At 72.8% G+C, this 20,161-nt stretch carries 12 protein-coding genes and 4 pseudogenes; 9 read left to right on the top strand and 7 right to left on the bottom strand.

Going from position 1 to position 20,161, the window contains the following annotated elements:
• Positions 1–55: 55 nt before the first annotated feature.
• The 4 genes and pseudogenes from ACOBQU_RS08420 to ACOBQU_RS08435 form a co-directional block, all read right to left on the bottom strand.
• Entirely contained in the window at positions 56–751 is a 696-nt protein-coding gene (locus ACOBQU_RS08420; protein WP_423625427.1) for a response regulator, read from the bottom strand.
• Complete coding sequence (locus tag ACOBQU_RS08425) at positions 748–1,896, bottom strand: sensor histidine kinase (protein ID WP_423625429.1); 1,149 nt, start codon at positions 1,894–1,896, stop codon at positions 748–750. The genes ACOBQU_RS08420 and ACOBQU_RS08425 overlap by 4 nt, the downstream gene beginning before the upstream one ends.
• Positions 1,897–2,018: 122 nt before the next feature.
• Positions 2,019–3,760, bottom strand: a pseudogene (locus ACOBQU_RS08430) (pyruvate dehydrogenase).
• A 23-nt stretch (positions 3,761–3,783) separates the two neighbouring features.
• On the bottom strand, positions 3,784–4,740 hold the full coding sequence (locus ACOBQU_RS08435; RefSeq protein ID WP_423625431.1) for a protein phosphatase 2C domain-containing protein: 957 nt from the start codon (positions 4,738–4,740) through the stop codon (positions 3,784–3,786).
• 1,417 nt (positions 4,741–6,157) lie between these two features.
• Between ACOBQU_RS08435 and ACOBQU_RS08440 the strand changes: the two are divergent.
• The 8 genes and pseudogenes from ACOBQU_RS08440 (at position 6,158) to ACOBQU_RS08475 (ending at position 14,667) form a co-directional block, all read left to right on the top strand.
• Positions 6,158–7,260: pseudogene (locus tag ACOBQU_RS08440) on the top strand (helix-turn-helix domain-containing protein).
• Positions 7,261–7,301: 41 nt separating this feature from the next.
• The gene (locus tag ACOBQU_RS08445) at positions 7,302–7,787 is read left to right on the top strand and encodes a DUF456 domain-containing protein (protein WP_423625433.1); all 486 of its coding nucleotides are present in this window, start codon (positions 7,302–7,304) and stop codon (positions 7,785–7,787) included.
• 723 nt (positions 7,788–8,510) lie between these two features.
• A pseudogene (locus ACOBQU_RS08450) lies at positions 8,511–9,544 on the top strand (transposase).
• Positions 9,545–9,623: 79 nt separating this feature from the next.
• Positions 9,624–10,151 (top strand): nucleotidyltransferase domain-containing protein, encoded by a 528-nt coding sequence (locus ACOBQU_RS08455; RefSeq protein ID WP_423625435.1) that lies wholly within the window; start codon positions 9,624–9,626, stop codon positions 10,149–10,151.
• A gap of 647 nt (positions 10,152–10,798) precedes the next feature.
• Positions 10,799–11,272, top strand: a complete 474-nt coding sequence (locus ACOBQU_RS08460) for a hypothetical protein (protein WP_423625437.1) — start codon at positions 10,799–10,801, stop codon at positions 11,270–11,272.
• A gap of 47 nt (positions 11,273–11,319) precedes the next feature.
• The gene (locus ACOBQU_RS08465) at positions 11,320–11,697 is read left to right on the top strand and encodes a PPOX class F420-dependent oxidoreductase (RefSeq protein ID WP_423625439.1); all 378 of its coding nucleotides are present in this window, start codon (positions 11,320–11,322) and stop codon (positions 11,695–11,697) included.
• Between the two features lie 224 nt (positions 11,698–11,921).
• A complete protein-coding gene (locus ACOBQU_RS08470; RefSeq protein ID WP_423625441.1) occupies positions 11,922–12,539 on the top strand; it encodes a hypothetical protein in 618 nt (205 codons plus the stop codon).
• Positions 12,540–12,552: 13 nt separating this feature from the next.
• Positions 12,553–14,667: a hypothetical protein gene (locus ACOBQU_RS08475; RefSeq protein WP_423625443.1), complete on the top strand. Its 2,115-nt coding sequence runs from the start codon at positions 12,553–12,555 to the stop codon at positions 14,665–14,667.
• Here the strand turns inward: ACOBQU_RS08475 and ACOBQU_RS08480 are convergent.
• Positions 14,657–16,111: a DNA-3-methyladenine glycosylase 2 family protein gene (locus ACOBQU_RS08480; protein ID WP_423625445.1), complete on the bottom strand. Its 1,455-nt coding sequence runs from the start codon at positions 16,109–16,111 to the stop codon at positions 14,657–14,659. The two genes, ACOBQU_RS08475 and ACOBQU_RS08480, sit on opposite strands and share 11 nt — an antisense overlap.
• Before the next feature lie 225 nt (positions 16,112–16,336).
• A pseudogene (rsgA, locus tag ACOBQU_RS08485) lies at positions 16,337–17,441 on the bottom strand (ribosome small subunit-dependent GTPase A).
• Positions 17,442–17,935: 494 nt separating this feature from the next.
• Between rsgA and ACOBQU_RS08490 the strand changes: the two are divergent.
• Positions 17,936–19,171, top strand: a complete 1,236-nt coding sequence (locus ACOBQU_RS08490) for an SEFIR domain-containing protein (RefSeq protein WP_423625447.1) — start codon at positions 17,936–17,938, stop codon at positions 19,169–19,171.
• Positions 19,172–19,186: 15 nt separating this feature from the next.
• On the opposite strand, the gene ACOBQU_RS08495 is transcribed toward ACOBQU_RS08490, so the two are convergent.
• On the bottom strand, positions 19,187–19,990 hold the full coding sequence (locus ACOBQU_RS08495) for an RNAseH domain-containing protein (protein WP_423625449.1): 804 nt from the start codon (positions 19,988–19,990) through the stop codon (positions 19,187–19,189).
• Positions 19,991–20,161 lie beyond the last annotated feature (171 nt).

Consider the following 20,161-nt stretch of genomic DNA (forward strand, 5'->3'; position numbering starts at 1 on the left):
TCGGCCCGTGGCGGACACCCGCCGTACCCCAGGAGTCGTGGCGGGGCCCGTGCGGCTACCCCGGTGGTTGCGCCCGCGGGTGTTCCCCGGTGAGCCAGGCGGGGCTGACCATGCCCGACTCGTAGGCGAGGACGACCAGTTGGGAGCGGTCGCGGACGGCCAGCTTGGTCATGATGCGGCTGACGTGGGTCTTGGCGGTGGCGGGGCTGAGGACCAGGCGGGCGGCGATCTCGTCGTTGGACAGACCGGCCGCGACCAGGCGCATGACCTCGCTCTCCCGCTCGGTGAGGGCCTTCAGGCGCGGGCCGGGCTCCGGTGCCCGGACCCGCCCGGCGAACTCGGCGATCAGGCGGCGCGTCACGGTGGGGCTGATCAGCGCGTCGCCGCGGGCCGCGACCCGCACCGCGTGCACCAGTTCCTCCGGTTCGGTGTCCTTGACGAGGAACCCGGCGGCTCCGGCGCGCAGCGCCCCGTACACGTAGTCGTCCAGGTCGAAGGTGGTCAGGACGACGACCTTGACGGCGGTGAGGCGGGCGTCGGCGGCGATGTCGCGGGCGGCCTGGAGGCCGTCGACGCCGGGCATGCGGATGTCCATGAGGACGACGTCGGGGAGCAGCGCGCGGCAGGCCGTGACGGCCTCGGCGCCGTCGCCCGCCTCGCCCACGACCTGGAAGTCGTCCTCGTCCTCCAGGATCGAGCGGAACCCGGCGCGCACCAGGCGCTGGTCGTCCACCAGCAGGACCTTGATCATGACGGTGTGGGTACTCCGTTCCGGTACGGGAGGCGGGCGCGGACGGTGAAGCCGCGGCCGGGGGCGGGGCCCGCGGTCAGCTCGCCGCCGAGGGCGCGGGCGCGCTCGCGCATGCCGCTGATGCCGCTGCCGGGGCCTGCCGTGGGGCCCCGGCCGTCGTCGGTGATCTCCACGGTGACCTGGCCGGGGGCGTGGGCGACGTGGACGGTGACGGTGCCCGCGTGGGCGTGCCGGGCCACGTTGGTGAGGGACTCCTGGACGATGCGGTAGGCGGCCAGGTCGACCTCGGTGGGCAGCGGGCCGGTTTCGCCGCTGGTGCGGACGCGCACCTGAAGGCCCGCGAGGCGGGCGGCGTCGACGAGGTCACCGAGCCGGTCGAGGCCGGGCACGGGCGCGGTGGGGGCGGCCTCGTCGGCCTGGCGCAGCACGCCGAGCGTGGCGCGCAGCTCGCGCAGCGCCTCCTTGCTGGACTGCTTGATCGCGTCGAGGGCGGCGTCGGCCCGTTCGGCGCCGCCCTCGGGGTCCTTGCGCAGGCGGCGCAGGGCGGCAGCGGACTGGACGTTGATGAGCGAGATGTGGTGGCCGACGACGTCGTGCAGTTCGCGGGCGATGCGCAGCCGCTCCTCGGTGGCGGCGCGCTGCTCGGCCTCCCGGGCGAAGGCGAGGCGGCCGTGGCGCAGGCGGCCGAGCGCGACGGTGGCCACGAGCCAGCCCGCCAGCATGAACAGGGCGACGCCGTTCACGTCGTGGTTGCCGCCGAGGGTGCCCGCCGCGGTGCCGACGAGGGCGACGGCGGCGAGCAGGGGGGCCGCCCGCTGGTGCCCCGTGGCCGCGACGACGTACAGGGCGACGATGAACACCAGCAGCAGCGGCCCGTCGTAGTCGCTGCTCAGGTAGTACGCGGCCGTCGCGGCGAGGACGAACGCGGCGACGGCCACGGGGGCGCGCCGCGCCCAGTACAGCGCCCCGCAGGCGCCGGTGATCAGCGCCCAGCCGACGGCGGTGACGGCCCACGGCTCGTGCCGCGGGCCGAGCAGCGACCAGAGGCTGCCGAGGGCCACCGGCAGGAACACCGCGCAGGCCAGGGTGGCGTCCGCCACGCGCCCGCGCGGCAGCCGCCGACGGAGTCCGGCACCGGTGACCATGCGGCCAGCGTAGGCAGGCCCGCCCCGCCGTGCCGTCCTCCCCGCGGCGGAACGGGCCGGGCCCGGTCCGCAACCGGGGAGGTACGGGGCGGGGCGGGGGCGCGACCGCTGGGGTAGGCGGCTCAGGGGCGCGGGACGTTGCGCAGGTTGGAGCGGGCCATCTGGAGCATCCGGCCGACGCCGCCGTCCAGGACGATCTTGGAGGCGGAGAGTGCGAACCCGGTGACCATCTCGGCGCTGATCTTCGGCGGGATGGACAGCGCGTTGGGGTCGGTGACGATGTCGACGAGGGCGGGCCCCTTGTGCCGGAAGGCGTCCTTCAGGGCGCCCGCGAGCTGCTTGGGCTTCTCCACCCGCACCCCGTAGGCCCCGGCGGCCCGCGCCACGGCCGCGAAGTCGGGGTTGTGGTTGCCGGTGCCGTACGACGGCAGGCCCGCGACCAGCATCTCCAGCTCCACCATGCCGAGCGAGGAGTTGTTGAACAGGACGACCTTGACCGGCAGGTCGTACTGCACGAGCGTGAGGAAGTCGCCCATCAGCATGGAGAAGCCGCCGTCGCCGGACATCGACACGACCTGTCGGCCGCGGTCGATGAACTGGGCGCCGATGGCCTGCGGCAGCGCGTTGGCCATCGAGCCGTGGCTGAAGGAGCCGATGATGCGGCGCTTGCCGTTGGGCGAGATGTAGCGGGCGGCCCAGACGTTGCACATCCCGGTGTCGACGGTGAAGACGGCGTTGTCGTCGGCGAGTTCGTCGAGGACGGAGGCCACGTACTCGGGGTGGATGGGGATGTGCTTGTCGACCTTGCGGGTGTAGGCCTTGACGACGCCTTCCAACGCGTCGGCGTGTTTCTTCAGCATCTTGTCGAGGAAGCGGCGGCTGGTCTTCGGGCTCACCTTGGGCGTCAGGCAGCGCAGCGTCTCGCGGACGTCGCCCCACACGGCGAGGTCCAGCTTGGAGCGGCGCCCGAGGTGCTCGGGCCGCACGTCGACCTGCGCGATCTTCACGTCGTCGGGCAGGAAGGCGTTGTACGGGAAGTCGGTGCCCAGCAGGATCAGCAGGTCGCACTCGTGGGTGGCCTCGTAGGCGGCGCCGTAGCCGAGCAGTCCGCTCATGCCGACGTCGTACGGGTTGTCGTACTGGATCCACTCCTTGCCCCGCAGGGCGTGGCCCACGGGGACTTGATCTTCTCGGCGAAGGCCATCACCTCGGCGTGGGCGCCCGCCGTGCCGCTGCCGCAGAACAGCGTCACCTTGTCGGCCTCGTCGATCATCGCGGCGAGCCTGTCGATCTCGGCGTCGCCGGGACGCACGGATGGGCGGGAGGTGACCAGGGCGGTCTCGGCGGCCTTCTCGGGCGCGGGCTCGGAGGCGATGTCGCCGGGCAGCGACACCACGCTGACGCCGGACTGGCCGACGGCGTGCTGGATGGCCGTCTGGAGCAGCCGCGGCATCTGCTTCGGGTTGGAGATGAGTTCGCTGTAATGACTGCACTCGCGGAACAGCTGGTCGGGGTGGGTCTCCTGGAAGTAGCCGAGCCCGATCTCGGACGACGGGATGTGCGAGGCCAGGGCGAGGACGGGGGCCATGGAGCGGTGGGCGTCGTAGAGGCCGTTGATGAGGTGGAGGTTGCCGGGGCCGCAGGAGCCCGCGCAGGCGGCGAGGGTGCCGGTGATCTGCGCCTCGGCTCCGGCGGCGAAGGCGGCGGTCTCCTCGTGCCGGACCTGGATCCAGTCGATCGCCGGGGTCCGCCGGATCGCGTCGACGACGGGATTGAGGCTGTCGCCGACCACTCCGTAGAGCCGCTTGACCCCGGCGCGGACGAGGATGTCGACGAACTGCTCGGCGACGTTCTGCTTGGCCATGTCTTCATGCACCCCTTAGGTCGCTATGGGTCCATGAATTCACAGCGGCGGCGCTCACGCCTCCCAAACGGCCACGGCCGTGCGGTCATCGGCGTATCCCTTGACCCGCACCTGTACGTCGCTGAGGAACGCGGCGGTGCCGGGCGGGCCGCCCCGGTCCAGCGGCGGGTGAGGTGCGCGGCCAGTTCCGGCTCGCCGCGCAGCGGGTCGGCGAGGCCGCCGCTGCACAGCAGCAGCGTGTCACCCGGGCGGGCGACGGAGGCCCGGAAGCGGAACGGGTCGCGGGGCGGGGCGGGCGCGGGCTCGTAGGGGCTCGGGGGTGTGGTGATGCCGAGGTCCATGGTGAGCCGGTCGCCCTCGGAGGTCTCCGAAGGCGCTGAGGGCGCGGCCTCGGACGGGGGCGAGCCGAAGCCGACGACGGCCTCGCCGGTGGCGTCGGCGACGCGCGGCTCGATGTCCTGCCACTCGCCGCCGCGCAGCCGGAACAGGCCGCCGGGGCCGACGCCGAAGAACACCCGGGTGCGGCACTCCGGGTCGGCGGGCAGCAGCAGGCAGCGCAGCGTCGCCGTGTACTCCTCCGGTTCCAGGCCGAGTTCGGCGGCGCGGGCGCGGAGCTTGCCGAGGCTGCGGTCGGTGAGCCGGTGCAGGCCCGACTTGAGGTCGCCGCGGCGGGCCGCCCTGATGTCCTGCGCGAGCCGCACGTGGCTGCGGCCCACGGCGCGGGCGATCCAGGCGCAGGCGTCGGCCGCCGCGCGGTGCGCGCCCGGCGTGGCGCGGGCGCCGGTGGCCGTGGCGACCAGGATGAGCGCGTCGTCGCCGGTGCCGAAGCGGGCGGTGAGCAGGGCGTCGCGGCGCGGCTCGCCCCGGTAGCGCGCGGAGTCGCCGCGCACGGACGCCGCGCGCAGCGTGCACGTGCCGTACCGCGCGCCGTCGAGCACGGTGTCCGCGACCAGTCCGTCCAGGTCGTCGGGGTCGGCCACGGGCAGCCCGGTCGGCTCGGCCTCGTACGTCGGCGGCCCGTCCCCACGTACGCGGGCCCCTCGGCGGCGGATGCCACTGCCGGGGCCTTGGCCGTGCCGCTCCCGGTGGGCTCGGGGGGCTCGGGGGGCTCCTCGGCGGCGGCCGCCGCGGGGAAGGTCACCGGGCCGGAGGTGGAGGTGGTGGGCGGGGCCCAGGGGGCGGGGGCGCGGTAGGCGGGGGGTGTGGGGGGTTTGGCGGGTCGGTTGGGTGGGGTGGGGCGGTTGGGTGGGGTGGGGGTGCGGGGCTCGGTGGGGGCGGGTGCCCGGTCGGGGGTGGGTGGGTCGGCCTGCGGGGGTGTGCGGTCCGGGGTGGTGGGGGGCTCGGCCCGTGGGGGCGTGCGGTCCGGGGACGGTGGCCGGGGCGAGCTGTCGGTGGACGCCTCGGCGCGGGCCGTGCCGGTGGAGGCTCCCGTCTGGCTGGCGGCCGGGGTCCCGGTGGGGACGGGGGGCCAGGGGGGTGCCGGGGGTGGTGCCGCGGGGGCGGAGGAGGCGTCCGCGCGGCGGGCCGGGCCTGGGGGCGAGGCCCCCGCCGAGGGCGGAACCGATGCCTCCGGGGCGTGGCCGTGTCTGGGGGGCGCCTCTGGCCGGGGTGAGCGGGGTGGGCGGGGCGGCTGGGTGGGTTGGGGCGGCTCGGGTGTCTGGGGTGCCTGGGACACCTGGGGCGGCGGCGGTGTCCGGGGCGGCTGGGTGGGGGCCGCCGTCGTGCCGTCGCGGTCCGGATCCGGGGGTGCCTGCGGGGGCGCCTCCGAGGGCTGGGCCTCGGTGGGTGTGGCCGGGGGCGCCGGGGTTCCGCGTGGCGGGGGTGGCGCCGGGGGTGAGACGGGCGGGCGGGGCCGCAGCTCGTCGGTGGGGACGGGGCGCTGGTCCGGCACGCCGCCCGGGTCGGCCGCGGCGCCGAGGCCTGGGCCTGGGCCGGGGCCGGTTTCGGCCGTGGTCGTGGTGCCGGGGCCGGTGGCCGTGTCGGCCGCGGCGCCGGTGTCGGTCGAGGCGCCGGGAACCGGGGCGGAGCCCACCGTTCCGGCGGCTGAGGCGAAGCGGTCGTCCAGAGTGTCCGCCGCGGCCGCGGGCCCCGTGTCGTTCAGGTCATCGTCGTACAACTGCCCCCACCAGTCGTCCTTCCGACCGGTGTGCCTGTCCCCCTGCTGGCTCATGCCCCTATTGTCCACCGCACAGGGCGTACGAAAACGGTGCATCCGGAAATTCCAACGGCCGGGGCGGGGGCGGCGCGGGGTCCGTCTGGCCGTCCGGCGGTGGGTGCGGTGATGATGTGCGCGGCGGGTTCACGCCGTGGCAGCTTTCCGCCACGCGTGACCGCCGCGCGTACGAAGGAGCGGGAACGGGGCCCGCCAGGTGGGCCGCCGGGGGAGGACGTCGCCGCATGCTGGCTGCGATAGGTCTGGACGAGACGCACGAGTCGGCGTACCGCGCGCTGGTGTCGGTGGGCGCCGCCGACGTACCGGATCTGGCGCGCCGCCTCACGCTGGGCGAGCCGGAGACGGAGCGGGCGCTGCGCCGTCTGGAGCGGCACGGCCTGGCCGCGCAGGCGTCGGGCCGGGCGGGCCGCTGGGTGGCGGCGCCGCCGGGCGTGGCGCTCGGCGCGCTGCTCACCCAGCACCGGCACGAGCTGGAGAAGGCGGAGCTGGCGGCGACGCTGCTGGCCGAGGAGTACCGGGCCCGCGCCGCCGAACCCAGCGTGCACGACCTGGTGGAGGTGGTGACGGGCGCCGCGGCCGTCTCGCAGCGCTTCCTCCAGCTCCAGCTGGGCGCGACCCGCGAGGTGTGCGCCCTCGTGACGGGCCGCCCGGTCGCGGTCACGGGCCTGGAGAACGACGCCGAGGAACAGGCCACCAGCCGCGGCGTCGCCTACCGCGTGGTGGTCGAGCGGGAGGTGCTGGCCGCGCCCACGGGCCTGGCGGAGATCGCTGCGGCGCTCCGCCGGGCCGAACGGGTGCGGGTGGTGGACCGCGTGCCGACGAAGCTGGTGGTCGCGGACGGCTCGCTCGCGATGGTGCCGCTGACCTCGCGGACGGCGGAACCCGCGGCGCTCGTGGTGCACGCCAGCGGGCTCCTGGAGTCGCTGACCGGCCTGTTCGAGGCGGTATGGCGGACGGCGCTGCCGCTGCGGCTCGGGGAGGGCGGGGCGGGGGGCGCCGGGGGCGCCGGGGACGGTGGTGGCGCCGGGGACGGTGGGGGAGCGCGGTGCGCGAGAGTGCCCCTGACGGGCCCGACGGCACGGACCTGGAGGTCCTGTCGCTGCTGCTGGCGGGCCTGACGGACGCGAGCGTCGCGAAACAGCTCGACCTCGGCCTGCGCACGGTGCAGCGGCGCGTGAAGCGCCTGATGGAACTCACGGGCGTGACGACCCGCCTCCAGCTCGGCTGGCACGCGTACGAACGGGGCTGGGTGGCCCGCGAGGCGGGCAGCGGCAACCGCCCGGGACCACCGCCGGGCGGGGGCCGGGAGCGGACCGCCCAGGACTAACGCGACCTGCGGTTCCGCGGCCGATCCCGCACCCTGGGCAGATGGGAGCGTGGGAGCTCGGGCTCGTCGGAGTGGTGATGCTGCTCGGCCTGTGCGGGGTACTGGTCCCCGGAGTGCCCGGGTCGTGGCTGGTGTGGGCCGGGGCACTGTGGTGGGCGCTCCAGGACCCGCACGGCCTGGCCTGGGGCGTCCTGGTGGGCGCGACCCTGGTGCTGCTGATATCCCAGGCGGTGCGCTGGCAACTCCCGCCGCGTCGGCTGCGCGAGTCCGGCGCGTCGGGGCGGCTCGCGGCGTACGCCGGGGCGGGGGCGCTCGTCGGCTTCTGCGTACTGCCGGTCGTGGGCGCCGCGCCTGGGTTCGTGGGCGGGATGTACCTGGCGGAGCGGCTGCGGCTGGGCGGGCACGGGGAGGCGGCGACGGCGGTGCGGACGGCGCTGCGCAGCGGGGGCTGGAGCGTGTTCGTGGAGCTGTACGCGTGTCTGCTGATCGTGGGGGCGTGGGTGGGGGCGGTGATCTCCAGGGGGTGAGGCTGTCTGGCGCGGGTGAATCCCTTCCCTGGCGCGGGTGAATCCCTTCCGCTCGGGTGAAGCCCTCTAACCAAGGTGGATCCCTCTAACCAAGGTGGATCCCTCTAACTCAGGTGGCTCCCTCCAACCCAGGCGGTCCCCTCTAACGCGGGTGACACCCCCGGCCCCGGGCGACACGTCAGGCCCGGGTTATGCCCTCTAACTCAGGTGAAGCCCCAAGCCCGAGCGACACCCCCTAACCCAGGCGATACTCCCTAACCCAGGCGACACCCCAGCCCAGAAAACCCTCTGCAACCCTGGTGACGCCTTCTAACCCGAGCTACACCCCGAACCCAACGCAACACCCCAAGCCCGGAGCACCCTCCAAGGCAGCCCCCGCGCCCGTCTCCTCCCGAAAGCGACACCCCACCCCGGCCAGCAGCACCCCGAACCCCACCCCAACCTCCAAGCCCCAAGCCCAAAGCCCCAAGGACACTCCAAGCCCCCAGGCTCTAGAGCCTGTCCGACGGGTCGGTGACGGGATGCGAGGAAGGCCGTCGCTACGGTGCGGGACGGGGTGACGTTGCGGACGACGAATGGGGGCGGCTAGTACCGCACTTGATCGTGTCCCTCGTCGTGATGTACGGGATCAGCGGCTGCCAGTGAGCGGGCGTCTGCCCGGGGCGCGCTTCCACGGGTGGGCACCGCTCCCTGAACAGGGGGTGAGCCATCGCGTAACTCTCTTTGGTGAACAGCCAGTCTGAGCTGATACGGCTGCTGGAGTCACTCCGCTCGACCGACGGAATCGAGCTGATCCGCGCCATCGCCGCGCGGATGGCGCAGAGCTGATCGAGGCCGAAGCGAGTGCCCACGTCTGCGCGGAGTGGAACGAGCACACATCGACGCGGGTCAATGTCCGCAACGGGCGCCGGGAGAAGGCACTGACCACACTGATCGGTGACCTGAACTGGAGATCCCCAAGGTCCGCACCGGCTGCTTCTTCCCGTCGCTGCTGGAACGCCAGCGCCGCATCGACCAGGCCCTCTACGCCGTGATCACGGAGGCATCCGTGCACGGCGTCTCCGCCCGCAGCGTCGATGGCCTGGTTAAAGCCTTGGGCGGGGACAGTGGCATCTCGAAGTCGGAGGGTCTCGCGGATCTGTGCGGCGCTGGACGAACCGCTGACCGTGTTCAGCACCCGCCCGCTGGACCACGTCCGCTTCCCTCACACCTCCCCCCACGTCTCCCTGGACGCGACCTACCGCAGGGCGCGAGTGAACCACCCGATCGTCTCGCGGGGTGTGATCGACCGGGGCCCCGGCGAGATGGCCGCCGCGACGATCCGCACGGTCCTCACCCAACCCACCGCGGAGCTCGTGCGCACCCAGCTCGACACCGTCGCCGACATGCTTGGCACCCAGTTCCCCAAGGTCAAAGCGATGCTACGGGAGGCGAAGGAGAACCTGACCGCGTTCGCGGTCTCCCCTACCCCGGCACTGGGAGAAGATCCAGTCGACGAACCCGCTGGAACGGATCAACCAGGAGACCAAACGCAGGACCGACGTCGTCCAGGTCTTCCCCAACGACGACGCCCTGCCGCGGCTGGTCACCGCCGTACTCTTCGAGCCGCACTACGAATGGATCGCCCCCGCTACCCGCCCGAGGAAAGCACGGCCCAGCTCCATCCCGCCGATTTCTCTGAAAGCGCCCCCAGCCAAGTCGATGACGCCTACCAAGATCTCTCGAACGGCGTTGCCGCAGTCGGTAGAGTCCGGTGAGGCACCATGCCGGGGATCGTGCGGTCATCAACCACGCCGCGTCATCGCTCACAGGACCGCGAGCAGATCGGAGCGGCGGATGCACAAGCACGTCATGACAGCTGAGTCGGCGTTGTCAGTGATCGCGGAGCTTGATGCTCACAAAGCACGATCCTGTGTCGGTGGCGGATGGGCCGTTGACGCGCTGATGGGCACGCAGACCCGCGAACATTCCGACCTCGACCTCTGGCTTCCAGCAGCTGACCTTGACCCGTTGATCGCCGCGTTTTCCCGGCTCGGCATCGACCGCGTACTGCCTTGGGGCGGCGACAGGCCATGGAACTTCGTGCTGCACGATGGTGAGCACCTGCGAGTCGATCTCCACTTGTACGAGGAACTCGCCCACGGAGTCATTCACTACGGGAGCGTCCTGAACGGCCATCAGTTCACTACAGCCGACCTCGATGGCGTAGGCCAGATCCTCGACACGGCCGTGCGCTGTGAGGCCCCGGAGTGGGCACTGCGATGCCACACCGGATATACCCCGCGCGCAGTTGACTTCTCTGACGTGACGCAGCTTTGCACCCGATTCGGGCTCCCCACGCCCGAGCCATATCGCACCAGCTAATCCAAGCGGTGAGCGGTCGAGTTCACTGAGCCAGGAGTCAGGGCTTCGAAATGGCTCGCGCGCTCATCCAGGGGCGTCCAGTGGATTACGGGCACTCCGGTCACCCAGTTGCGCACAGCTTCACACCAGGAATGCAGAGGGCAGGGAGGGCACTGGAAGAACCACCAGGCGGTTGTCAAGGGCATCACCTTCCGACTGCGGACAGGTATTCCATGGCGGGATGCGCAGCGTGGAATGGACAGTGTGCCGTGCTCATCAGCACGGCACGCTACTGGGGCTCGCCAGCGGCCGCCGCGCACCCGAGCCCCCCACCCAGCTGCCGCACATCCGAGAACGCGCACCGACCACCTGTGTGGTGACAAGGCGTTAGCTCAATGCGTATCCGCCGCTCCCCGCGGCGACGGCAGATCCCGCACACCATTCCCGAGCGCCGCGATCAACGGAACCACCGCCTCTGGCTCCGATCCTGACGGGCGGACGGCTTTATAGGGTACGAACATGCCCCTAGCGATGCCCACCCGCTTCGGCGGTACTCCTGACCGTGTGGCGCTGGTACTGCCCGGAACTGGGTACTCCCCCGCCCGGCCACTGCTCCATTTCGCTCGAGCCGCGCTCCTGCGCCACGGGTGGACCGTTCAGGAACTGTGGTGGAGCCCACCGGAGGACTTCCCCGATGGGCCGAGAAGGACCAGATCGCCTGGGTGGAATGGCAGGTCGCCGAGGCCATCGATGCCGAGAACGGAGCTTGCCGTCTGCTGGTCGGGAAATCCTTGGGGACGCTGGCCTGCGGCAGCGCAGCGGAGCGGTCCCTTCCAGCAGTGTGGCTGACTCCGCTGCTGACGAGCAGCCATGTTGTCGACTCGCTCCGGAGGACCACCGCCCCGACGCTTCTTGTCGGCGGTTCCGCTGATGACATGTGGGACCCGCAGATCGCGGACTCCCTGCCGCACGCTGTCCACGAAGTACCCGCCGCAGATCACGCTCTTGAACTCCCTGGCGATGTCGCCGGGTCCATCGACGTGCTTCAACGAGTCATGTCACGACTCGATCAGTTTCTGGGCGAGATCCCGACGCCTCCCAGTCAGGGCCGCCTGAAGGCTTACCCGTCGGACAAGACCTAGGCCCCCGTGCCGATGCGCCCCCTCACCCCCCATGACAGCCTCCCGTCATGAGCGAATTCAGCGCGGCGGAGCGCGCCTATCTGATGTCCCAGCGCCTGGGGAGACTCGCCACCGTCGACCCCAAGGGCCAGCCGCAGGCCAACCCCGTGGGCTTCTTCCTGCGCGACGACGGGACCATCCTCATCGGCGGCTACGCCATGGGCACCACGAAGAAGTGGCGCAACCTCCGGGCGAACCCGAAGGTCGCGCTGGTCGTGGACGACATCGTGAGCGAACACCCCTGGCGGGTGCGCGGCGTGGACATCCGGGGCGAGGCCGAACTCCTCGTCGGTCCGCACGACTTGGGGTCGCACATGAGCGAGGAGGTGATCCGCCTGCACCCGAAGCGCGTGCACAGCTGGGGCCTTGAGGGCGACGCGGGCTGACGCCGGGGCAGCGGGAAAGCGGGGCAGCGGCACAGCGGGTGCGCGGCGCGGGGCACTTGAGGAGGCAGGACGACACGAGGCAGGGGAGGACGGGGCGGCCACAGGCACAGGCGGTGACGGCGTTGACACCAAGAAGTGGGCAAGGTTAGGTATGCCTTACCTAACCAACGGGCCCCTCCCGAAGGGGCTCAGTGGCCAGAGAGCCCAGAAAGGTGCCCGCACCCATGCGTACGCGTACCCGCGCCCTCCTCCCCGCCCTAGCCGCCACCGCGCTCACCCTCGCCCTCGCCCCCACCGGATCAGCGTCCACGCCCACGTCAGCCCCCGCAGCGGCACCCGCACCCGCACCCGCGTCCACCCTCGCCCCCGTATCCACACCCACACCCGCCCCCACCGCCGACGCAACCGCGAGAAGAACCATCACCGACGGCGGCAAGACGTACCACCTCGCGCTGACGGCCCCGGACACCGCGGCCAAGGCGGGCGCCAACGTCACCGTCTCCGGCACCGGTTACAACACCTCGCAGGGCATCTACGTCGGCCTGTGCGCCGTCGACGGCGCGCCCGGCGCCAACAAGCCGACGCCCTGCCTCGGCGGCCAGGACCAGTCCGGCACCACCGGCGCCTCGCACTGGGTCTCCAACGTCGGCGGCGGCACCGTACCCAACAGCTCCCGCTTCGGCGCGAACGGCTCCTTCTCGGTGAAGATCCACGTCAAGGCCGACCTGGGCGGCGGCAACGTGTGCGGCGAGACCGTGGAGTGCGCGATCGTCACGCGCGCCGACCACTTCGACTCCGGCGACCGCAAGTACGACGTGCACGTCCCGGTCACCTTCCAGTAGGCCGGGCCCCACCATGAGACGCGCAGCCACGCTGCCCGCCGCGGCGCTGGTGCTCGCCTCGCTCAGCACGGGCTTCGCGCCGTCCGCCCCGACGGCGGGCGGCGCGAACTCCCTGGCGGGCGGGCTGAGTTACCACCGTACGGCGGACTTCACCACCGCGGGCAAACCCCTCGACGCCGTCGTCCACCCCGACTCCAAGAAGCTGTACGTCGGCTCCGACGACGCCCCGGGCACGGCCGACGTCAACGAGCGGGGCCTGTACGTCCTCGACCGCGCCGACGGCACGGTGCGCGGCCACACGGCCAAGGCGCCCGGCCCGACCGGGGAGCCGCGCGAGTCGGCGGTCCGCAGGATCGCCGCGCCGCTGCCCGGTGACGGCGTGGTCTTCCACTACCCGCTCAAGGGCCTCGGCACGGCCAGGGGCGGCGACCCCGAGGCCAAGGGCGTCTGGCTCCCCGGCGCCAAGGTCACCGACGTCGGCCCCGGGCTCACCGCCGGGACCACCCTGGTGGCCCAGGGCACCGCGCTCAGCGAGGTCAACACCGCCACCGGCGCGGTCCGGCGCACGGTGACGCTGGACGGCGCCGGGCAGTTCGCCGTGGACGCCCGCCGCGCGGCGGTGTGGTCGGCGGACCTGGCGCACAGCCGCCTGTACCGGATCGACACCGGCTCCTTCACGGTGACCAAGTCCGTCGAACTCCCCGTCACCGAAGGGTCGGAGGGCTTCACGACCGTGGACCCCGCGACCGGCTCGGTGTGGGTGGGGCGCGAGGACAAGGTCATGGTGTTCGACGCGGACGGGGCCGCGCGCGGCACGCTCGACGGCACCGACCTGGCGCGCGACGCGGCCTTCGACGGGAGTCGCGCGTACGTCGCCTGGCAGGACGTCGGCGACCCGGCCGCGCCCGGCTACGACGGCGACGGCACCCTCACCGTCGTCGACACCGGCACCCTGAAGCAGGCCGCCGCGCCCGTGCGCCTCCCCGGCAACGAGGCCCAACTGGGCTCGGCCGCCGTGGCCGTGACGCCCGGCGGAGCCGAGGTGTTCGTGACGAGCCCGGCGCAGGGCCGCGTCACCCGGCTCGCACGCGGCACCCCGCCGAAGGTCACCCGCTCCCCCGAGGACGTGGCCGCCGCGGAGGGCACCGAGGTGACCCTGACGGCCGCCGCGGAGGGCTCCCCCGAGCCGACCCCCCAGTGGCAGCGGAGCGGTGACGGCGGACGCTCCTGGCACGCGGTCGAGGGTGCGACGAAGTCCTCGTACACGTTCGCGGCGAAGGCATCGCTCGACGGCCACCGCTACCGGGCCGAGTTCACCAACGCCTCCGGTACGGCCCGCACCGTCGCCGTCACGCTCACGGTCCGCGCACCCGGCGGCGGCGACGAGGGCTCCGCGACCGGGCCCGGCGGACAGCGGCTCACCGTCACGCCGGTACGCGGCCTGGCCGCCAAGGGCCAGAAGCTGACCGTCACCGGCACCGGCTACGACGTGCGCAAGGGCGTCTACGCCGCCCTGTGCGTCGACAACGGGCCGGGCAAGGCGCCGACGCCCTGCGTGGGCGGCGCCGCCACCGGCGGCTCGACGGCCTCCGCGTGGATCACGAACGACCCGCCGCCGGGCGCCGAGGACCTGGCCACGCCGTACGGTCCCGGCGGATCCTTCACCGTGCGCCTGACCGTCGACGCGCGCGACCAGCACACCGACTGCCTCACCCGGCGGTGCGTCCTCGCGACCCGGGCGGACCACACGCGGCCGCGGGACCGGTCGCAGGACGTGCGGGTGCCGGTGTCGTTCAAGGACGACGGCTCGGCGGACGGCGGCTCGTCCGGCGGGGGCCCGACCGGCGGCGGCTCGGGGTCGGACGGCGGCGCGGGCCCGGGCGCCGGGGACCCGGGAGCGGACAACGGCCCCGACGGACCCGGAGGCTCCGGCTCCCCCGGCTCCCCTAGCTCCGGCTCCGGTGACGTGAGCGGTGCCGCCCCCACCGGCACCGGCGGCACTGGCGGCACCGGCGGCAGCCTGGCCTCCACCGGCGCCACCGCGGCGGGCGCGACGGCCCTCGCGGCGGCCCTCGTGGCGACCGGCTGGTACGCGGCGCGCCGCGCCCGCCGCGCCCTCACGCCGTGACGCACTCGCCCCCGGCCCGCGCCTCGGCCCGCGCCCCTGACGACGCCGTACGCGCGCCACTGGGCAACGTCATCGCCGTACGCAGGCCAGGAACCGTCTCCGTACGAAGATGACGTACGGCGTACGACCGCCAGGGCCGCCACGCGTCGTCGACCGGCACGCCCGGGAGCGGCACGTCCGGGTCGCCGAGCGCCCGCATCCGGATGAGCGCGACCGCCTCGGCGCGCACCCCATCCACGGCGCGCAGCTGCTGCTCGGCGTCGTCGCGGTCGGCGCCCGCGTCGAGCCGCACCCGGCCGTCGGCGAGCGCGGCGGCCAGCGGCAGCCGGTCGGCGAGGGCCGCGGGCGCGGGGAAGACATGGGTGAGGGTGCCGCAGGGCGTCGGCAGCGGCGTGCCGTACTCCGCCACGAGGCGCTCGGCCTCCCGGTCGCCGACGACCGCCCGCACCGCGAACTCCTCCGGGTCCGCCGCGCCCGGCGACCGCAGCCCCGGCCTGGCCCGCACGAACGGCGCGAGCCGGGGGTCGGCGCCGAGCCGCTCGTCCACCGCGTACGGGTCAGCGTCGAGGTCGAAGAGGCCGCGCAGACGCTGGACGGCCGTGGTCAGGTCCCGCAGGTCGGAGAGGTGGAGCCGGGCCTCGAGCCACCCGCTGCCCGCGCCCGTCCCGCGGGGGGCGCGCTCCGCGACGGCCACGATCCCGGAGGCGTGGGGCAGCCGCAGCGTGCGCCGGTAGGTGCGGTCGCCGCGCTCGCCGCCGACCTCCTCCACGCCGGGCAGCGCCTCGTCGGCGAGCAGGTCGAAGACGGCGGCGGCCTGGTAGGGGCCGCGGTAGGCGAGGCGCAGCGGGATGCCCGCCGACGGTGTGGCCCGGCCGCCGCCCCGCTGGGGCGCGGCGGCCCGCAGGCCGGTCGGCGACAGCTCGTACACGGCCCGGATGGTGTCGTTGAACTGCCGCACGCTGGCGAACCCCGCGGCGAACGCGATCTCCGTGACCGGCAGATCGGTGGTCTGGAGCAGCACCCGCGCGGTGTGCGCGCGCTGGGCCCGGGCGAGCGCGACGGGGCCCGCGCCCAGCTCGGCGGTGAGCTGGCGCTGCACCTGCCGCGCGCTGTACCCGAGCCGCGTCGCGAGCCCGCCGACGCCCTCCCGGTCCACGACGCCGTCGCCGATCATCCGCATGGCCCGGCCGACGACGTCCGCGCGCACGTTCCACTCCGCGGACCCCGGTACGGCGTCCGGGCGGCACCGTCGGCAGGCCCGGAACCCGTGGCTCTGCGCGGCGGCCGCCGTCGGGTAGAACGTCACGTTCTGCCGCTTCGGCGTCACGGCCGGGCAACTCGGCCGACAGTAGATCCCGGTCGTCGACACGGCGAAGAAGAACTCTCCGTCGAACCGCGCGTCACGGCTGCGAACGGCCTCGTACCGGGTGTCGAGATCACTCATCACCCCAGTGTGACCCACCCCCACACCACGGGCTAGCGGAATTCGGACACCACGTCCCGCGGGCACCCGCCGTCCGGGCACCATCTGTGGGCATCTGGTCCGCCCGGAGGGCGGAACGGGTGGGCACAGCCCCAGCCGCCGGGCCACCGCACGGCCCGGGACGGCCCAGCCGCCGCCAGGTCCGCCCGGGGCAGCGGGCAGCCGCGCCCACCCGTCCGCCAGGGCTCAGCGCAAGCGCCCCCGCTTCAGCGACATCGCGGCCTTCCCCTCAGCCCCCCTCCGCTTCCACTCCTTGCGCATCTCGGCCCGCACCCGCGCGTCCGTCTTGGCGACGATCCGCTGGTTCTCGCGGAGCAGCTTGCGGTAGCTGTCGAGCCGCCGCTCGGGCAGCGACCCGTCCTCGACGGCGCCGAGCACGGCACAGCCGGGCTCGGCCTCGTGCGCGCAGTCCAGGAACCGGCAGCTCTCGGCCAGCTCCTCGATCTCGGCGAAGACCTGCCCGACGCCGCTCCCGGCGTCGAAGAGCCCGACGCCGCGCAGACCGGGGGTGTCGATCGAGCACACCGCCGCCGGGCAGCGGGATGAGGTTGCGGGTGGTGGTGGTGTGCCGCCCCTTGCCGTCGACGTCGCGGATGGCCTGGACGTCCATGACCTCGGCGCCCGCGAGGGCGTTGGCGAGCGTGGACTTGCCCGCGCCGGACTGCCCGAGGAGCACGGAGGTGCCGCCGGAGACGACGGCCGCGAGCACGTCGACGCCGTCGTCGTGGGCGGCGCTGACGGGCAGCACCTGCACGCCGGGCGCGGCGGTCTCGACGTCCTGGACGAGGTACGACAGGGCGGTGGCGTCGGGCACGAGGTCGGCCTTGGTGAGGACGACGACGGGCTGCGCGCCGGACTCCCAGCCGAGCGCGAGGAACCGCTCGATCCGCCCGAGGTCCAGCTCCGCGGCGAGGGACACGGCGATGACGGCGTGGTCGACGTTGGCGGCGAGGATCTGCCCCTCGGACCGCTTGGACGAGGTGGACCGCACGAACGAGGTGCGGCGCGGCAGATAGGCCCGCACGTACCGCGGGTCACCGCCGGGGGCGTCGACGGCGGCCCAGTCGCCGGTGCAGATGACCTTCAGCGGGTCGTGCGGGGTGACGTACGTGGTGTCGGCGCGGATGACGCCTTCTTCGGTGACGACCAGGTCGCAGCTGCCCCGGTCGACACGGACGACCCGCCCCGGCAGCAGCCCGCGCTCGGCGTACGGCGCGAAGGCGGCGGCCCAGTCGTCGTCCCAGCCGTAGGGAGCGAGCGGGTGCGAGTCACCGGAGGAAGCGGAGAACAGAGAGGAGGACAACGGGAAACCCTTCACAAGGGCGGCCCCGGCCCGCGCCGTCACAGGACGCGGCAGAAAACGAGGAGGCTCAGCCGGGAACCACGGAGGTGAACATGACGAACGTCTGAACGCGGGCACCACCCGCTGCAACGACAGCCATCGGTCACACCTCCGCTTCGTCAACTCCACTGAAATGCGGCAGCCGTCGGCCGCCGCGAGAACCACACTCAACATAGAGGCACGCCCGCACGGGCGCCACCACTTTTTTCTCCCCCGCGCTCCACCAGACGCCGAGCCTCACCACGCGTCTCGCTGCGCGCTCCCGGCACCCCTGCGTCCTTCGGCCCCTGACGGCGCCCTCCCGGGCGGCCACGCGACCGCTCCAAGGGTCTCTAGGGCCCCAGAAACGTGTCAGAAGTCTGACATCTGACCAGCTGCGGCCTACACGGCGTTCAGGGCTGGCTACTGTGACGCCTCCGCAGAGGAGACGGAAGGGCACATACGTGGGTTCACAGAACAACGTCCGCATCGATCTCACCCTCATCGACGAGGGTGGCAAGAAGATGGATTCGGCGCCGAACGGCGTTCGTATCGGTGCGGTGATTCTCAGGGATTGGCAGATCGACCGCATCGACGCCACCGAGGGAACGTTCGACGGGTACGACGCCCACTTCATTAAGATCAATTACGACGTCAAGTTGGAGCCGGGATGCCCGCCGATGCCCTGGTTCGAAATCTCCTTCGATTTCACATCTGAAGGGGAGGCCAACCGTGTTTCCGTAGTCGATGCCCTCCCTCGTTTCGGAACGTTCACGGACACCCCCAAGCCCTACGTACTCAACCGGTATCTGAACTTCGTGCCGTGCGGGGACGGCACATCCGCGGACGTGCTGCTTCCGGCCTCCGCGGACAGGGTCGATACGTTCGGCATCGGCGGCCACGGCGTGCGATGGCGGCATGTCTCGCCCGACGGAACCGGCGTCCGAGACGGCTCGTGCTCCGCCTGGCTGGTCCTGCTGGTCCCGGCCGGGCAGCCCGACCAGCGCGTCGAATTCAGCGCTCGATACGACGTCACGGTCAGTCCCGAGACCGCATATCGAACCACACAGGCCCCGACCGACTTCCGGCTAGACCTTTCCACCCCCGCGAACCCTCCCGGCGTCATCACCCCCTCCCTGTCCGCCTCAGTCGAAGGCCGCGATGACGAGTACCACCCCTCGGTCTTCATTTGCTACGCGCACGACACCCTCTACCACAAGAACCGCGTCCGGGAATTCTGCACCCTCCTGGTCCGCAACGGCATCGACGCACACCTGGACCAGTGCCACGACAACGGGCGCAAGGACTGGGGAACTTGGTCGCTTGGGCTCATCAACAACCTGGACTTCGTCATTGTCATCGCTTCCGCCGCCTGCAAGGCGGCCTTCAGCGACAGAAGCACCGGCGCGGCCCACCCAGGTATCCGGAGCGAGGCCGGAATCATCAGGAACAAGCTCCACCGGGAGCGCGACAAGTGGACGCCCAAAGTGCTGCCCGTCGTCCTCCCTCACGAGACGGTGGACAACATCCCCGATGAGCTGTACCCGTGGACGGTGGACCACTACGACATCAAGGAGCTGACCGACAAGGGCATCGAGGGCCTCCTGCGAGCGATGACCGGTGTCCCCGAGTACACACGGCCACCGCTCGGGAAGTTGCCGCCCCACATCCTCAAGCCGCTGAGCGGCACCGAGTCCTGACGGCAGCGTGGAAACTCAGGCCTCGTCCTCCCCGGAGACCCGGTAGTCAGGGTGATCCTCGTCGATGACGGTCGCGATGTGCAGCGGCACCGGCATCTGCGTGCGGTCGTCCCAGGAGACGGCCTGCTCGCACAGGCTCGCCGCGAGACCGGCCAACTGCTCCGGGGCCCACGAGCCTGGGCTCGCCACCACGATCTCCTTGGCCGTGTACGAGTGCCACGGCACCGTGAGCTGAGAGCCGAGCTCAGGGGGCAGTGTCCATCGCGTGTACAGCGCGCCCCGGTCGCCTCCCTTGGCCTTGAGCGTCACGGAACGGCCAGCGAACAGCCAGCAGGGTCGGTCCCCGCCCGCGAGTCGATACACCTTCCGGCCCGGCGCTGCGGGCTTCCCCGGATCGCTTGGCATGTTCGCCCTTTCCCGGCGCGTGACGGGGCGTCCGATCTCCTTGAGGTCGGTGTTCAGACGGACGACGGCGACATCGGCGCCCTCGTCGCGCAGCCTGTCCCCGGGGAGCGGACCGGTGCCCAAGTGCGCGTTCTGGAGTCCGGGCCAGATGGTGCGGGTTTCCTGCGCGTCGACGAAGAGCACCATGGGTGTGCCGCGGGCCTGTAGCGCGAGCAGCTCGGCCAGCCGGGACTCGACCACGTCCCGCGTCAGCTCGGCCTGCTCTCCCGTGCGGCCGAAGCGGGTCGTGCCGATGGCCCCGGCGTGGAAGTCCGCCGTGCCCTGGGCACCGCGGACCCATGTCCGCTGCCGGTCGCTGTACACCAGGAGGCGGCAGCTCGCGAGGTCGTCAGGAGCGATGTACAGCGCGACCATGGTGAGGACCAAGGGGGCCGCGTGGTCCCCGTCTGCTGTCGGCGGGCGTGGACGCCGACCAGCAGGGTGTTCCGGGTGAGCCCGGTGGGCCGCCCGCCCGCCGCCACGGCTTCCAGGAGACGCTTGTCCCACACTCCCGCGGCCCGCAGGAGGTCCCGCAGGGCAGCCCGA

It is taken from the genome of Streptomyces sp. G45 (assembly GCF_049542095.1).
In the GTDB taxonomy this organism is placed as follows: domain Bacteria; phylum Actinomycetota; class Actinomycetes; order Streptomycetales; family Streptomycetaceae; genus Streptomyces.

Excerpts from the sequence above, each read along its gene's own strand:
- ACOBQU_RS08420 (WP_423625427.1), bottom strand. The coding sequence starts at position 751 with ATGATCAAGGTCCTGCTGGTGGACGACCAGCGCCTGGTGCGCGCCGGG.
- ACOBQU_RS08425 (WP_423625429.1), bottom strand. The coding sequence starts at position 1,896 with ATGGTCACCGGTGCCGGACTCCGTCGGCGGCTGCCGCGCGGGCGCGTG.
- ACOBQU_RS08445 (WP_423625433.1), top strand. The coding sequence starts at position 7,302 with ATGGGAGCGTGGGAGCTCGGGCTCGTCGGAGTGGTGATGCTGCTCGGC.
- ACOBQU_RS08455 (WP_423625435.1), top strand. The coding sequence starts at position 9,624 with ATGCACAAGCACGTCATGACAGCTGAGTCGGCGTTGTCAGTGATCGCG.
- ACOBQU_RS08465 (WP_423625439.1), top strand. The coding sequence starts at position 11,320 with ATGAGCGAATTCAGCGCGGCGGAGCGCGCCTATCTGATGTCCCAGCGC.
- ACOBQU_RS08470 (WP_423625441.1), top strand. The coding sequence starts at position 11,922 with ATGCGTACGCGTACCCGCGCCCTCCTCCCCGCCCTAGCCGCCACCGCG.
- ACOBQU_RS08475 (WP_423625443.1), top strand. The coding sequence starts at position 12,553 with ATGAGACGCGCAGCCACGCTGCCCGCCGCGGCGCTGGTGCTCGCCTCG.
- ACOBQU_RS08480 (WP_423625445.1), bottom strand. The coding sequence starts at position 16,111 with ATGAGTGATCTCGACACCCGGTACGAGGCCGTTCGCAGCCGTGACGCG.
- ACOBQU_RS08495 (WP_423625449.1), bottom strand. The coding sequence starts at position 19,990 with ATGGTCGCGCTGTACATCGCTCCTGACGACCTCGCGAGCTGCCGCCTC.